This is a genomic window from Pontibacillus sp. HN14 (assembly GCF_021129245.1).
Classification (GTDB): domain Bacteria; phylum Bacillota; class Bacilli; order Bacillales; family BH030062; genus Pontibacillus.
The window spans coordinates 142,776-159,143 of record NZ_JAJOLR010000001.1; the positions used below are offsets into that span (position 1 = coordinate 142,776).

The following is a 16,368-nucleotide window of genomic DNA, read 5'->3' on the forward strand; positions in this document are numbered from 1 at the left end:
CGAGATGAAAACTGAGAAAAAGTCATTAAACGTGCCCGTTAAAAAACAAGGGGTAAAGAAAAAAAGAAGTTTCTCCAGAAAGGCGATCTACACCCTGTTGATCTTACTAACGATTATCAGCATCGTTCCTTTCTATATGATGATCATTAACGCAACCCGTGAAAACCAAGACATTTTAGGTGGATTCTCGTTCCTTCCAGGGAGTGCCCTTATAGAGAACTACCGGACGATGATGGATTATGTGAACATTTGGAACGGCTTTAAGAACAGCTTGATTGTTTCGGTGTCCGTTACTGTATTAAGTGGTTACTTCTCTGCTTTAACGGCATTTGGATTTGCGGTTTATGAATTTAAAGGAAAGAATCTATTATTCATCTTCATGCTTCTTATGATGATGGTTCCTGGGCAACTAGGGTTAATTGGATTCTATGAGCTTAACAATGCGATTGGAACGCTTGATACGTACATTCCGTTAATTGTACCAGCGATTGCGAGTCCATTTGTTGTGTTCTTCCTTCGTCAGTACTTATCTACGACGCTTCACCCTTCTTTACTTGAAGCGGCTCGTATGGACGGAGCAGGCGAATTAAAGATTTTCCATACAGTGGCTCTACCGATTATGATGCCAGCGGTTGCGACAATGTCGATCTTCACATTTATTGGATCTTGGAACAACTATATCGTACCGCTTGTTGTCTTGTTCTCACCAGAGAAATATACGCTCCCTGTACTGATGGGATTCTTGAAAGGTTCACAAGTAGCGACAAACTTAGGATCAATGTATTTAGGAATTGCGATTTCTGTTGTACCGATTATGGTCGCGTTTCTATTCTTCTCTAAATATATCATCAGCAGTATTTCAGCAGGATCAATTAAAGGATAAAGAAGAGGGGTTTCACTATGCAGCGATTTAAAGAGGATTTTATTTTTGGAACAGCGACATCTTCCTATCAAATTGAAGGAGCCGTCAATGAGGCAGGTCGTACCCCGTCTATCTGGGATACGTTCTCTTTAACACCAGGCAAAGTTAATAACGGAGACACAGGCGATGTTGCGTGTGATCACTATAACCGTTTTGAAGAAGACATTGAAATTATTAAAAGCCTTGGGGTCGATTCGTACCGTTTTTCGATTGCCTGGCCTCGGGTTTTCCCACATGAAGGGCAGTACAATCCTGAAGGGATGGCGTTTTATAAACGATTAGCTACACGCTTAAAGGAAGAAGGCATTCGTCCTTTTGTCACGCTTTATCACTGGGACTTGCCTCAATGGGCGTACGAAAAAGGTGGCTGGACGAATCGCGAGAGCATCAACTGGTTTATGGAATTTGCAGAGAAATGCTTCGAGGAACTTGATGATGTGGTCGATATGTGGATTACACACAATGAGCCATGGTGTGTAGCAATGCTAGGATACTATGAAGGAGTGCATGCACCAGGGCATCAGAACCTGCAAGAAGCGATTCAGGTTGCTCACCATCTCCTTCTGTCTCACGGCATGGCCGTTCAGTATTATAAAGAAACGTTGAAAAAAGATAAGCCGATTGGAATTACCTTAAACCTTTCACCGGTCTATCCTGCAAGTGTAGAAGAGATGGATTATACAGCAGCTCAACATTTCGACGGATACCTGAATCGTTGGTTCCTTGACCCGGTATTTAAAGGAAGTTATCCGGAAGATATGAAGGCGCTTTATGGTAAGAATGGCTGTGATTTCGACTTTATCCATGATGGCGATTTGGAACTGATATCGATTCCGTGTGATTTCTTCGGAATTAATTTCTATAACCGTGCTCTAATCGAAGCTTCAGCCGATCACCCATTTTTATACCAGCATGCCGAGTCTGATTATCCAAAGACGGGTATGGGATGGGACATCTCTCCTAATGAGTTCAGAGAGCTGATCTACCGGGTTCGTGAGGATTACACAAGGTTGCCGATCTTTATTACCGAGAACGGCGCAGCGTTTGATGATCAGTTAGAAGAGGATGGAACGGTGAAGGATGAAGGGCGTAAAAGTTACGTAGAACAACACCTTGAAACGATTGCAGCGTTAAATGAAGAAGGAATGGGAATCCAAGGGTACTATCTGTGGTCCCTGCTTGATAACTTCGAATGGGCATTTGGTTACGATAAGCGCTTTGGAATTACGTATGTTGATTTTAAAACGCAGAAACGATATGTCAAAGACAGTGCGAAACGATACACTGAAATTGTGCGGGCACGCACCATATAAGGAGGAGAACTCATGACGCAGATTCGTGAAATTATAACGTCAAGAGATAAAGGGGAGAGGTTAACCGAACGGGGGACTCTCCCTCTCCTTTCTGTAAAGGAAGGAGATTTACAGGTTCAGACAACTAAACGTTACCAGCAGATTCTTGGGTTTGGAGGAGCGTTTACAGAAGCAGCAGCTTATACCCTAAGCCAGATCTCACCAGAGAAACGCGAGGAAGTGATTCGCAGTTATTTTCACGAGCGTGAGGGACTTGGTTATACGATTGGAAGAGTGGCAATCCATAGCTGTGATTTTGCTCTTGGTAATTATACATACGTAGAAGATGGGGATGAAGAGCTATCTACGTTTTCTATTGAACGAGAACATAAATGGGTGCTGCCTCTCATTAAGGATGCCATGGCTGAAAAAGGTGGAGAGATTAAGCTTTTGGCCTCACCGTGGAGTCCTCCGGCATGGATGAAGACAAATGGTGAGATGAATAATGGCGGGAAGCTTTTGCCACAGTACAAGGATACGTGGGCAAAATATTATGCGAAGTTTGTTCATGCTTTCCGTGAAGCGGGCGTTGATATCTGGGGATTATCTGTTCAGAATGAGCCAGCCGCTGTGCAGGTCTGGGATTCTTGCATTTATACGAGCGAAGAAGAGCGTGATTTTATTAAAGAAAACCTTGGGCCTACGCTTGTCCGTGAAGGGTTGGAAGACTTGAAGTTACTCATATGGGATCACAATCGTGACATTATGGTAGAGCGGGCTTCGACGATTTTAGAAGATCCAGAAGCAGCGAAATATGTGTGGGGAACAGGGTTCCACTGGTATGTCAGTGAAGCATTTGAAAACGTAGGAGAGGTTCATGAACGCTTTCCGGACAAACATTTGCTGTTTACAGAAGGGTGCCAGGAAGGTGGCGTGAAGCTTGGGGAGTGGTTTACAGGTGAACGCTATGGCCGCAATATGATTGGGGACTTAAACAATTGGACAGAAGGATACATCGACTGGAATATGGTCCTGAATGAGGAAGGCGGTCCGAACCATGTAGGCAATCTTTGTGACGCCCCGATTATCGCAGATACAAAAACAGGAGAGGTTCATTACAACAGTTCTTTCTATTATATCGGTCACTTTAGTAAATACATACGCCCGGGTGCTGTTCGGGTAGGCTTAGAGATCAACAATCCTTCCCTGCAGTCGACAGCCTTCTTGAATGAGGACGGGTCACTTGTAATGGTTGTGATGAATGAAACGGACGATAAGGCGAACTTTACGGTACAAAGAGATGAGGAAGGATTTAACGCAGAGCTTTCTCCTCATTCAATTGCGACGTACATTTGGGAATAAATCATGTTAGGAGGGTGTTTTATGGAAGGGGTAAAAGACGGAGTTAAAGGAGTATCCTATCGTTTTGACGAAGAGGATCGGTTTGAGATTCGCCAGTTTGACCGGGCCAAGCCATTCTCAAGCTTCCTGCCTGGAATAGCTGGGGTAGACGGAATTCCGATGTGGGCGTTTTATGTGAACCGTGGCCAGGGGATTTGTAGCTTCGGAATTCAGGATAAGGACCATCCTATTATGGAATTCTCCCCTGCCTCTATTGCGTATAAAAATGTGACAAATACAGGGTTTCGAACTTTTATCAAATGCGAGGGAGAGGTTTATGAACCCTTCTCTCCAAGAGTCGATGAGGAAACAATCGAGCGCAAAATGACCGTAGAAGCGAATGGTCTCAGGATCCAGGAAATCCACCATGGTTATGACCTTCAAGTAAACGTGACCTACTTTACGATGCCTGGAGAGGATTTCGCTGCTCTCGTGCGACGAGTGGACATTGTGAATCTCAGAGAGGATAAGCGAGAGATTGAACTGCTCGATGGTTTACCAGAGATCCTCACGTATGGTGTCACAAACGCCGCTTATAAAGAAGTCGGAAACCTTACACGAAGCTGGATGGAAGTGTTTAACTTAGAGAAGCGGGTGCCTTTTTACAAAGTGCGTGCCAGTATGGAAGATGAAGCGGAGGTCAGAGAAATTGAGGGCGGTCACTTTTACATGTCGTTCTCTGATGATGAGGTATTATTACCGCCAATTGTGGATGCGAATGTGATCTTTGGCAGTGATCAATCCCTTCTCCATCCTGAACGCTTCCTAAGCCATTCTACGGATGAGCTTCTATCTACTGATCAGTATCCAAAAAACAAGGTGCCTTGTGGATTTACTGCATTAACGCGCGAGGTGGAGGGAAATGGTTCAGTCTCTCTTGATACCATTATAGGAAACGTATCAGATGCTTCAAAGATTGACCGTAAAGTCGATACACTCGTTCAAAAACGTTTCTTAGATGAGAAGGAACAAATGGCCATGGAACTTGTTGAGGGTTTGACGGATGCGATCGATACGAAGACATCTTCGAAAGCGTTTGACCAATATTGCCGCCAAAGCTACTTGGATAATTTTTTAAGAGGCGGTCTTCCTCTTGTGTTAGACAACGGGGCAGATGGGTTTATCTATCATGTGTACTCCAGAAAACATGGGGACTTAGAGAGAGATTATAACTTCTTTAAGATTGCTCCGGAATACTACTCGCAAGGGAACGGTAACTTTAGAGATATGAACCAGAATCGTCGAAACGATCTGTACTTCAATCCGAAGGTAGGTTCCTTTAACGTACGTATGTTTATGAACTTTATCCAGGCTGATGGCTACAATCCATTATTAGTAGAAGGATGCCAATTTGAAATTCATGAAGAAAATCTTGGGACCGTTGTAGAAGGAGCCGTATATTCTTATCAGGACGAATTTGAAACGCTCCTATCACAACCCTTCACTCCGGGCAAAGTCATGACCTTCTTACAAGATGAAAAGGTTTCTTTAAAAGGAACGGTGGAGGAGATCTTCACATTCGTATTAAGTCATGCTGAGCAAAGAATGGAAGCGAGCTTCGGAGAAGGCTACTGGGTCGACCACTGGACTTATAATATGGATCTAATCGAAAACTTTAAAGCGATCTACCCAGACAAAATGGATCAACTTCTTTATGAAGACAAACGCTATCGCTACTTCGATAGTCCAGTGCGTATTGCGCCAAGACGTGAGAAGTACGTGGTCACGCCAAAAGGAGTCCGCCAATACGGCGCTATCCAAGAGGATGAGAAGAAAGAAGCTCATCTTGGAGTCAGTCTAAATGATACGAATTGGTTAAGAACGGATTATGGTAAAGGAACGATTTACGAAACGTCGTTAATGGAGAAACTCATCTCTCTTGCGCTTAACAAATTCTCGCTACTAGACCCAGAGGGAATGGGCGTAGAGATGGAAGCAAATAAGCCAGGATGGAACGATGCCTTAAACGGGCTGCCTGGTCTTGTTGGTTCAGGGATGAGTGAAACGTTCGAACTAAAAAGGCTTCTCGCCTTTATCATTCCTTCATTAGAGAAGATGGAACAGGATCTTCGTCTACCGGTTGAAATGACCACCCTTCTTAAAGGAGTCGACCGTTTGGTTCAACAATGGGAGAACCAAGAAGTATCAGACTTCGCTTATTGGGATGGCGTTGCTACATTACGAGAGCATTATCGTGAATCGATTCATTTTGGCCTTGAAGGACAGGAAGAAACGATGGGTGGGGCAAAGCTTCTATCCGTCTTCCGTCGCTTTATGAATAAAGTCGATCATGGTATGGAGAAGGCTAAGGAATGGGGAGAAGGTCTTTATCCTACGTACTTCTACTATGAAGCGATCAACTTTAACACGGTTGAAGGGCAAGATGGATATAATCGTGCAGAGGTCCTGGAATGGAAGACACATGTGCTGCCAACATTCCTAGAAGGTCCTGCCCGGGCGATGAAAGTGATCGATGACCGTAAAGAGATTCATCATCAGGTTAAACAAAGTGACCTTTATGACAGAGGAATTCATATGTTTAAAACGTCTGTAAGCTTAGAAGGACAGTCCAATGAGATTGGCCGAATTAAGGCGTTTACTCCTGGTTGGCTTGAGCGTGAATCCGTCTTCCTTCACATGTCTTATAAATACTTGCTTTCGTTATTAAAAGCTGGTTTATATGATGCCTATTATGAAGAGATGAAGAGTAGCCTTGTGCCGTTTTTAGATCCGGCTGAGTATGGAAGAAGTCCTCTTGAGAACTCTTCCTTTATCGCAAGTTCAGTCAACCCCGATCCAAACACTCACGGGCAAGGTTTCGTGGCGAGACTGAGTGGATCAACAGCAGAATTTCTTAGTATGTGGAAGTATATGATGATGGGGGAAGGTCCTTTCTACATGCGTGCTGGTGAACTGCACTTAGCCCTAAATCCTATTCTTCAGGGTGAGCTATTCACGGATGATGGTGAGGTTTCCTTTACCTTCTTAGGCCACACACGGGTGACCTACCGTAACCCAGAACGAAAAGATACATTTGGCGAAAAAGGTGCGACGATTCAGTCCAGCAAGATTATATATAAAGATGGACAACGCGTAACGGTAGAGGGGCAAGAAATTGGCCAGCCTCATGCACAAGCCATACGAGACGGAAAAGTAGCATCGATCGTTGTTTATTTTGCTTAACTAGTACGGAAAAAAGAGCTCACTAAGAGCTCTTTTTTTGTTTGCAAGTAGTAGGTGCGGTCTAAGATTTCATTATTCTGAAACTTTTGTCATAATCAATCGTATAGAAAAAAGAAGAAGAATTAAATGTAGGAGAAAGTGTAGATTTTCATTTTTAATGGAAAAACAACACTCTACTTACATAATCTATGGTAAAATGAGGAGAGTTTTGATAGTTGGAACATTGAGGAAATCTGTGGTTCTTTTTATCTGAAACATTTGGACTAGTCCATTATGAGGTTAGAAAGGGTTAGATTATGACAGAAAATCAAATTCGTACCGTTGTTCAACAGTTACTATACGATATGCAAGGGTTGAAAACGAAAGTAAGAGAATTAGAAGACGAGGTCGATCGTCTTAAACATAATCCAGTAAGTCATCAGGAAACCGAAGAATTAGAAGGCGTACCGTTAAGTGGGCTCATTATCCACTATTTACAACGAATCGGCGTTCCTTCACACATAAAGGGTTACAAATATATTCAAAAAGCAGCTACGCTTGTTTTTGAGGATCATATTTACTTGCAGAAGATGACCAAATCCCTTTATCCGGAAATTGCAAATTCCTACGGAACCACGTCAAGCCGTGTTGAAAGGGCTATTCGTCATGCCATTGAACAAGCTTGGAAACGAGGAAGCGCCACCTTATTCAGTCAGTGGCTAGAATGCCCCGAGCACGTATTTCAACAGAAACCATCTAACCGTTTGTTCATCACCCTCCTTGTCGACAAGATCCATCAAGATCGCACAGGCGAGCGAGTATTGTATGCGGAAGTGAATATGTAATTTGCGCTCAATTGACCACACATTTCTCCTTAACGGGATATGTGTGGTCTTTTTTACGATTTAAGATGAATGGGATTCAGGATTTTTTTACCGGTTGTTCGGGTATTAGAAGAATAGAAACGATGAAAGAAGAGCAGGTGGAGTGCTCTTCTTTTTACATAGGTTTGTTTAAGCGTGTTTCAAGACAGAGGGGGGAGGGTCCGATGCTGGGAAAGTGCTTGGACCTCTTTTCTGCTAGGCTTCTTACCCCTCGGGTGGTCCGCGAGTAAGCCTTGAAAATATGATGTTAACGGACCCACGCACAGTCATCTTAAAGTTACATTATAAAACGCGTTTCCGTTTACCTCAATTTTGGAAAAGAAGGGCCTGGAAACTGCGAGACTCCCGTGGGCAGAAGAGCCTAGGTGAGACCCCGGAGGCCGGCTCTGCCGGCTGAGGAGGCTCACCAGCTCCCCACAGGAAAGCGAGTGGTTTCCAGGCCCTTCTTACGCTCAGACTAAAGCTAACGGAAACATCTCTCATCTCAGAAAGAAAGCCATATAAGTGGTACATCTCAATCAATTAACGACTGTAAAAAAGTCGTTACATAAGGGAGGAATTGGTATGAGTGACTGGATAGATGAAATCAAGAGCCAGCTCCCTGCTGGCAGAGTATTAACAGACCTCGCAGATCGGTCTAGCTATAGCTTCGATGCCTCCTTTGGTCAATACATCCCAGAGGCGGTCGTGCAAGCAAAAGACAAAGAAGAAGTCGTCCATGTATTAAAGGTAGCCAACCGGTGGAAGGTCCCTGTCTACACAAGAGGGCAGGGAACGTGTCTGAGTGGAGGCCCCCTTCCCGTTCATGGTGGTATTGTATTAGACATCTCCCAGTGGCCACGGGAGATTGAGGTGAAAGCAGATGATCTGACGGTTGTCGTGAGCCCCAGTGTGTTAACGGCTCGTATTGATGAGGAAGCAGCGAAACACGGGCTGATGTATCCACCTGACCCGAGCAGTGCCCATGTGGCTACGATTGGTGGCAATTTAGCGGAGAATTCAGGAGGGCCCCGGGGGTTAAAGTACGGAGTGACGAAAGATTTCGTGCTTGGCCTTGAAGTTGTAACGCCTGAGGGAGAGGTGATTCGGACAGGTGGTGGCACGATTAAAAACGTAACAGGCATTGATATGACAAAGCTGCTCGTCGGATCAGAGGGAACGCTTGGGGTTATTACAGAAGCAACCCTTAAGCTCGTCCCGAAACCTCCTGAGGTCCAGACATTAATGGCGGTGTTTGATGAAGTACGTCTCGCGGGGCAAGCGATTTCGAAAACGCTAACCTCAGGTGTGCTGCCGTCTAAGATGGAGTTTATGGATAAGGCGTGTATACGAGCTGTTGAATCCTTTTACCCTTCTGGTTTGCCAACAGATGCTGAAGCGGTGGTCCTTGTTGAGCTTGATGGGCATCCAGAAGCGTTAGAAGTCGAAGCAAAACTCGTTCAAGATGTCATGGAAGACATCGGAGCAAGGGAAACGAAGATTGCTCAATCGAAGGAAGAAGCCCAAGAAATGTGGCATGCGCGGAAACAGGTATCACCTGCGATTGCTCAGATTAAACCAACGAAAGTATCAGAAGATGCGACGGTGCCAAGAAGTAAAATTCCAGAAATGATTGAACGGCTCCGTGGTATTAAAGAGAAGCACAACGTTGAGATTGTGGTGTTTGGACATGCAGGCGATGGCAATTTGCATCCGAATGTGCTGTGTGACCAGCGGGACCAGGAAGAGATGAAGCGTGTGGAAGACGCGGTAGAGGCCATTTTTGAAGCGGCTATTGAACTTGGTGGGACGTTGTCAGGAGAACACGGCATCGGAACCATGAAAGCTCCGTTTATGGAACGGGAGCTTGGAAAAGTCGGCGTGTCTATGTTGAAGCGTATGAAGGACGCCTGGGACCCAAATGGCATCATGAACCCTGGTAAGATCTTTCCGGAAGAGGGCCAGAAGTTGGTGTTACGAGATGAGTAATGTAGCAGAGCTCCAGAAAAAGATTGGCTATGATTTAACGTTTGATTGTGTGCAGTGTGGCTACTGCCTGCCCGTTTGCCCTACATATGAGACGATGGAAAGGGAGACCCATTCCCCGAGAGGGCGTATTAACCTTGTGAAGATGGTAGCTGAAGAGAAGATCGGTATCGAAGAACTTCAAAATCCAATTGAAAAGTGTCTTGGATGCATGGCCTGTACCACCGTATGTCCGACGGATGTGCAATACGGGACTATTTTGGAAGGGGCCAAAGAAGTCATTGAAGAAAATACGGAGAAGCCACGTCGGACAGAACGTTTAGAGAGCTTTTTGTTTGAATCCTTCTTTCCTTCAAAAGGATGGATGAACCGATTAGGAGAGGCGACCTGGTTGTATCAAGCCTCAGGATTACAGCGGGTTGCAGAGCGTCTTCATTTAACGAAAGTCGCGCCCACTCCACTTGAGCAATTTGAGAAGGTAATCCCTGATCTGCCATCTCCTAAAGAACGACGGCAGAGGAAGAAGGCTTATGCTGCTGACGGACCGAAAAAGATGACGGTGGCCTTTTTTATAGGGTGTATTATGGATGGTTTATTTTGGCGTACGAATGAGAAGACGATCGAATTGTTAAAACGGAGTGGAGCTGAGGTGCTCGTGCTCGATGGTCAAACGTGCTGTGGTGCGCTCCAGGCCCATTCCGGTCAAATCGATACATCTGTTGAACTGGCGAAGCAAAATATCCAAGCGTTTGAACAAGGCTCCATCGACTATATCGTCAACAATGCAGGGGGCTGCGGGGCTCGTTTAGTGGAATATCACAAACTGTTTGAAGAAGGTTCTGAGTGGGAGGAGCGTGCTCTTTCTTTTGTTCGGAAAGTAAAAGATATCTCAGAGGTTTTAGTCGAACTTGATGGTCTTCAATTTACGGAGTCAGTGAATGAGGTTGTCACCTATCAGCCTTCTTGTCACATGACCAATGTCCAAAAGGTGAAAGAACCTCCTCTCAACCTCCTTGAAAAAGTTCCCGGTATTACGTTTAAGGAACTGGAGCGTCCTGATTTTTGCTGTGGTTCTGCTGGTGTATACAACATTGTAAACTACGAGGAGTCGATGGAGATCTTAGATGTAAAAATGAAGGACGTTTGTGCCCGTGATCCTGAAACGATTGTTACTACGAACCCAGGATGCTTGCTCCAGATGAAACTGGGGGTAGAACGAGCTGGAAAGAAGGAAGACATGAGCGCTGCCCATTTAGTGGATGTGCTGATGAGGGCAAATCCTGTTCCAAAGTGAATGGTAATCGTTCGTCTCGCAAAAGATAAGGGCACTACACCTTGAAAGGCGAGATGGTTATGAAAAAGGGATTGCTATGTGGGTTAGCTTTTTTAGTGGGATGGGCAGGCTTTATGTCTTTTGGTAAGGCAGAGGATAAGAGGGAGCTTGCCATTGTCATCGATGATTTCGGCAATAACATGGGCGGATCAGATGAAATGTTAGAATTACCAGCTTCCCTCACTGTTGCGGTTATGCCATTTATGCCAACGACAGCTGAAGATGCAGAGCGTGCGTTTTATCTAGGTCATGAAGTGATTGTTCATATGCCAATGGAGCCTATGAAAGGGAAGAAGAGCTGGCTTGGCCCGGGAGCGATTACAACGGATCTATCCGATAAAGAAATCAGGAAGAGAGTACATGACGCGATTCACGCTGTTCCCCACGCGGTTGGTATGAATCATCATATGGGCTCAAAGGCAACAGCCAGTGAGCGTGTAATGAGAATCGTACTAGAAGAATGTAAGAAGCACGGGCTCTATTATCTTGACAGTAAAACGACAGGGAAAAGCGTTATCCCAGAACTAGCAGAAGAACTCGGCGTGCCTTATTTAGAAAATGAGATCTTTTTGGACCACGTTTATTCTCTTGATCATATGAAGAAACAGGCTAGAAAAATAGAGGAAGAGTTGGTCACAGAGAAGGATTTGATTGCGATTGGTCATGTGGGTATTGCCGGAACGAAAATGGTTTCTGTTTTGAATGAATTTATCCCGATCTTTAAGAGTAAAGCCAATATTGTTCCGCTTTCTGATTTGTTGCCTTAATGTTGATATCAAAAGGGCCAGAGATCTTGATTAGATCTCTGGCCCTTTTTAGATTGATTAACTTGCTTTTGTGTTCATATTGACAGCTGGTTTAGCGATACGTGGCTTGAGAAGTTGAATCACAAACCATGTTGCAACCATCAGCCAAACGATCGATCCTAAGATCATTGATGTGTTGTAAGAAAGACCAAATCCTTCTGGTGCGAAGAAGATATAGATACTTACAACGGCCGTCATGAAGAGGGCGGGCACCGAACAGATCCAGTGGAACTTCTGGTTATGAAGCAAGTACATAGCAGCTGTCCAAAGCATTACCGTTGCAACCACCTGATTCGACCAGCCTACATAACGCCATAAGAATGTGTAATCAATTTGCGTTAAGAAGAATGTCGGGATTGCTACTGGAATGAGTAAGAAGAACATGTTTAGCTTACCCGAAATTTCTTTCTTTCGCATTCGACCGATTAGATCAGCCAGCATCATACGGGATGAGCGAAGCGCTGTGTCTCCTGTAGTGACAGGTAGAATAATCACTCCAATAACAGCAAGAACGCCACCAAATGCACCAAGGGTAGATTGACTGATTTCATTCACAACCCCTGCAGCTCCACCAGCGTCAAGAGCTGCCTGAAGAGAACCTGTACTGCCGAAGAACGTCATACCGGCAGCAGCCCAGATGAGAGCAATCACGCCTTCAGCGATCATAGCACCAAAGAATACTTTTCGTCCTTCACTTTCTTTCTTTAGCGTGCGTGCAAGGATCGGGCTTTGTGTGCTATGAAAACCTGAGATAGCACCACAAGAGACGGTCACCATAAGAAGCGGCCAAATCGGCGTTTCTCCTTTGTTCGGGTGCATATTCTCAAGCGTTAGGTTAGGGATTGGATTATCAAAGAAGAATAATCCGATTCCGATTGAAACCGCCATAAAGATTAGAATCGCCCCAAAAATTGGATAAACTTTTCCGATAATCTTGTCTACCGGAAGAACAGCCGCGATTAAGAAATAAGCAAAGATTACAAGTAAAGAAGCCATAAATCCTAATGGGGTCACTTTAGCCATCAGCTGGGCTGGGCCTGCTGTGAAGGCTGCAGCAACTAGAATCATAAGTCCAATTGATAAAAGGTTAATGATTGAACGAGCGTATTTTCCTAAGTATTTTCCAACGAGTGTTGGGTACTGCGCTCCGTTATGTCGAATGGAAAGCATGCCTGAGAAATAATCGTGAACAGCTCCTGCAAAGATGGATCCCACTACGATCCAGATAAAAGCAACGGGGCCATAAAGGGCTCCCATGATTGCGCCGAATATAGGTCCAAGGCCGGCGATGTTTAACAGTTGAATTAAACTCGCTTTCCACCAGCTCATGGGCTTATAGTCAAGGCCGTCGTTATTTGTGTAGGCAGGGGTTTTGGCATCATCGTTGATCCCAAAAATTCGTTCCACCACCTTTGCATAAACGAAATAACCTAAAAGTAGTAATATGATGGATGCAAGAAATGTAACCATCGCCTAGCCTCCTCTCGAAAATTGAATGTAAGACGTATTCTATACGGATTGTTATGCAGAAACAACCCTTTTTCTGAAAATTTCATTTTTTCTCTTATTTTTCTCGGAGGATGGAAATAAATGCTGTTATATGAAAGTGTTTTCAATGATAAAAATCTTTTTTTATTAAAAAAACCGGTTCTTACAAGTGGAACTTATGATATAATTCCTCGATATAAGTGAATTTTTATACACAATTGCCGTCCTTTAACGGGGATCGGCTTTTTTTGTGGAGGAGGTTGAATATGGGTCAAGCAAGATTGCCCTCTTTGCTAGAGGTCATGAGTGTTTTAGTCGTCTTTTTGGCGATTGTATTTTCATTTACAATTTATGAATTACCGATCCAATTGGCATTATTTATTTCATTATTTGTTGTCATTGGCTTAGGATTAATGGTTGGTTATACGTACGATGACTTACAAGCTGCGATGATCAAAGGGATTTCAAATGGTCTTGAAGCCGTCCTGATTCTCTTGGCGGTTGGAGCGTTAGTTGGAACATGGATCGCTGGTGGTGTTGTGCCGACATTGATCTATTTTGGACTTGAGTTTATTAATCCTTCGATCTTCCTGTTAGCTACGCTTGTGATTTGTTCTGTTACAGCTCTTGCAACTGGGACGTCCTGGGGGACAGTTGGTACAGCTGGTATCGCAATGATGGGAATTGGTGAAGGACTGGGTATGCCACTACCGATGGTGGCAGGTGCGATTCTGTCTGGTGCTTATTTCGGAGATAAACTATCTCCATTATCAGATAGTACAGTTCTTACAGCCTCTATGTCGAAAGTAAACGTTATTCAACACGTCAAGTCGATGCTGTATTTAGATGTACCGGCGTTCATTATTACAGGTATTCTATTTACCATTGCAGGGTTTATGTACGGCGGTGGTGAAGCGGATCTTGATAAAGTGAATTCGATTATGGGTTCATTAACAGATGTATTTAATATCAACGGCTTGATGCTGCTTCCGGCTGTCGTCGTGATTGGTTTACTTGTTATGAAGAAGCCATCGATTCCTACGATTTCATTTGGTGCGTTACTCGGAATTGTGTGGGCGATCGGATTCCAAGGCATGGGTCTTGCTGACGCGATTAGTACAGCCTACAGTGGTTTTAATATCACAACAGACATTGATTTTATTAATGATCTGTTAGCTGGTGGTGGTATTAGTGGTATGCTAGGGTCAATCGTTGTTATTATCTTTGGTTTAGGATTTGGTGGACTGCTTGAGAAGATCGGAGTCCTTCAGGTCATTATGGATGCCTTTATTCATAAGATTCAATCGGCAGGAAGCTTAACATCTTCAACGCTTCTTGTAGGCTTCTTCTCAAATGTATTTGGCTGTGCAATGTATGTTTCATTGATCTTAACGCCAAAGATTATGGAAAGAAGCTATGATTCCTTAGGGTATCGCCGTGATACATTATCTCGTAACACAGAAGTAGGGGGAACGATGACTTCAAGCATGGTCCCTTGGTCAGATAACGGAATTTACATGGCTGCAACCCTTGGTATTTCAACGTTTTCCTATCTACCATTTATGTGGATGAGTTTCGTCTCCATCATTATTGCCCTTATATATGGATATACCGGCAAATTTATGTGGAAGAACCAAGACACAAGAGAAACCGTATAAGACAAAGCCTGTCCCACTTGGGGCAGGCTTTTTTACTGTAAAGCACCGACGCGTGTCAGACACCATTTAGCGCTTTAGCGTAAAGGAGCGTGTCAGACACCCGTTAGTGCTTTAACGCAAAGCAGGGTGTCAGACACCCATTAGTGCTTTAGCGCATAAAAAAGAGGCAAACCTGGGTGGGGTTTGCCTTATTCCGACTTTAAAGAAAGGAGAAAAATGGGGATTGGGTTATTCAGCTGATGAGATAGCGCCCATCATGCTTGGATCAGATTTTAATTGTTGAACTGTTTCAAGACCTGCAGCAACTGTATCATCGTTTGCATTCAAGGCTGCTACTGGGTGGAAGCATGTGATTCCTGTGAATTTGCTTAAGTCTACTTCAATACATACACCTGTGCGGTAGAAGTTTTCGTATTTGAAGATTGAACCACATAATTCTGGATACAGAAGTTCTAAGATGGCACAGCATCGTTTCCCGTCAACGAATTTCTTCACACGAAAGAACGGTGAAGGGATTGGACCTGAACAACCATCGCTGTACTTATAAATGCCCCAACCGAAGTAAGGAAGTAATCCAGCAAATGTGTTGTCACATCCACAAAGAAGCATGAATGGAACAGTATCTGCACCGTTACCACCAGTAGGAGATACTAAGTCTTGAATAGCACGGTGACATGACCCGCTATCACAACAGTTTTGATCAACTGTATCTTGTGCGTCTGCGATCTTTCTTACTTTATCACATACACAAGAATCGTTATAAGATTTTCCACAACTCATAAACTCAACTCCTTAACATAAATTACCCGAAGGTAGTAATAGAATATGTGGATAAAGGTTTTTGGTATAGGGGTTTGTCTCTGTATCTACTGAAATGTACGGTTGTACCCTATTAAAACGTCTAGAATAATAGGGAAGGAGGTTTTGTAATTTATGTAAATAGCGGGTATAATGGGCAAAAGGAACTAAAACGATAGGAGATGAGGCGGGATGTGGAATCATTTAAGTAAAGGGAATAAACTCATTTTATTAGCATCTGCAATGGCTATTCTTTCATTATTCTTTACGTGGGTTGACCTTGGCATTTTGTCAGCTAATGGCTTTCAGCAACAAGGATACATTTTATTAGTCTTCTTTATTTATCCGGTATACCAGGCCCTTAAAGGAAACAAGATCGGGCGTATGGCCGGATATATTAGTGCGGTCGGGGGAATTGTCTCGATTGTAGCCTTTATGATGAGTAAGACGGGCAACATACTAGGCCAACAAGTTAACCTTGCTTCAACTGGTATGTATATCTTTCTGATCGCTGCTATTCTATTAACCGTTGGCATCTACCTAAGTAGGAAAGAAGATGCGAGTGCTTCTTATACAGATGCATCGCCTTTGTCTAAATAAAAGTGGGTATGGTTGTTTCCGGAATTTTAGTTGAGCGCAAGGAGGTTCGGGAAATTACT

General features: G+C 43.9%; 12 protein-coding genes. 10 read left to right on the forward strand and 2 right to left on the reverse strand.

Annotated elements, in window-relative coordinates; translation table 11 throughout:
* Positions 1-4 precede the first annotated feature (4 nt).
* The 8 genes from LQ226_RS00735 to LQ226_RS00770 all read left to right on the forward strand — a co-directional run bounded on the left by LQ226_RS00735 (position 5) and on the right by LQ226_RS00770 (position 11,726).
* On the forward strand, positions 5-883 hold the full coding sequence (locus LQ226_RS00735; protein WP_231415815.1) for a carbohydrate ABC transporter permease: 879 nt from the start codon (positions 5-7) through the stop codon (positions 881-883).
* 17 nt (positions 884-900) lie between these two features.
* On the forward strand, positions 901-2,235 hold the full coding sequence (locus LQ226_RS00740; RefSeq protein ID WP_231415817.1) for a GH1 family beta-glucosidase: 1,335 nt from the start codon (positions 901-903) through the stop codon (positions 2,233-2,235).
* A gap of 12 nt (positions 2,236-2,247) precedes the next feature.
* The gene (locus LQ226_RS00745) at positions 2,248-3,576 is read left to right on the forward strand and encodes a glycoside hydrolase family 30 protein (RefSeq protein WP_231415818.1); all 1,329 of its coding nucleotides are present in this window, start codon (positions 2,248-2,250) and stop codon (positions 3,574-3,576) included.
* Positions 3,577-3,597: 21 nt separating this feature from the next.
* Complete coding sequence (locus tag LQ226_RS00750; RefSeq protein ID WP_231415820.1) at positions 3,598-6,798, forward strand: cellobiose phosphorylase; 3,201 nt, start codon at positions 3,598-3,600, stop codon at positions 6,796-6,798.
* Positions 6,799-7,094: 296 nt separating this feature from the next.
* Entirely contained in the window at positions 7,095-7,622 is a 528-nt protein-coding gene (locus tag LQ226_RS00755; RefSeq protein ID WP_231415821.1) for a sporulation initiation factor Spo0A C-terminal domain-containing protein, read from the forward strand.
* Between the two features lie 603 nt (positions 7,623-8,225).
* The gene (locus LQ226_RS00760) at positions 8,226-9,629 is read left to right on the forward strand and encodes an FAD-binding oxidoreductase (protein ID WP_231415823.1); all 1,404 of its coding nucleotides are present in this window, start codon (positions 8,226-8,228) and stop codon (positions 9,627-9,629) included.
* On the forward strand, positions 9,622-10,920 hold the full coding sequence (locus LQ226_RS00765; RefSeq protein ID WP_231415824.1) for a (Fe-S)-binding protein: 1,299 nt from the start codon (positions 9,622-9,624) through the stop codon (positions 10,918-10,920). Before LQ226_RS00760 ends, LQ226_RS00765 begins: the two co-directional genes overlap by 8 nt.
* Before the next feature lie 113 nt (positions 10,921-11,033).
* Positions 11,034-11,726 carry a divergent polysaccharide deacetylase family protein gene (locus LQ226_RS00770; protein ID WP_370635471.1) on the forward strand — a complete coding sequence of 231 codons (693 nt, stop codon included), beginning with the start codon at positions 11,034-11,036 and terminating at the stop codon, positions 11,724-11,726.
* Positions 11,727-11,783: 57 nt separating this feature from the next.
* Here LQ226_RS00770 and LQ226_RS00775 read toward each other — a convergent pair whose 3' ends face one another.
* Positions 11,784-13,235 carry a carbon starvation CstA family protein gene (locus LQ226_RS00775; protein ID WP_231415828.1) on the reverse strand — a complete coding sequence of 484 codons (1,452 nt, stop codon included), beginning with the start codon at positions 13,233-13,235 and terminating at the stop codon, positions 11,784-11,786.
* 284 nt (positions 13,236-13,519) lie between these two features.
* On the opposite strand from LQ226_RS00775, the gene nhaC reads away from it, so the two are divergent.
* The gene (gene nhaC / locus LQ226_RS00780) at positions 13,520-14,911 is read left to right on the forward strand and encodes a Na+/H+ antiporter NhaC (protein WP_231415830.1); all 1,392 of its coding nucleotides are present in this window, start codon (positions 13,520-13,522) and stop codon (positions 14,909-14,911) included.
* 228 nt (positions 14,912-15,139) lie between these two features.
* Here the strand turns inward: nhaC and LQ226_RS00785 are convergent, their stop codons facing one another.
* Positions 15,140-15,691, reverse strand: a complete 552-nt coding sequence (locus LQ226_RS00785; protein ID WP_231415832.1) for a CotY/CotZ family spore coat protein — start codon at positions 15,689-15,691, stop codon at positions 15,140-15,142.
* A gap of 210 nt (positions 15,692-15,901) precedes the next feature.
* Here LQ226_RS00785 and LQ226_RS00790 point away from each other — a divergent pair, with 210 nt between their 5' ends.
* Positions 15,902-16,309, forward strand: coding sequence for a hypothetical protein (locus LQ226_RS00790; RefSeq protein ID WP_231415833.1), 408 nt, complete (start codon positions 15,902-15,904; stop codon positions 16,307-16,309).
* Positions 16,310-16,368: the final 59 nt, after the last annotated feature.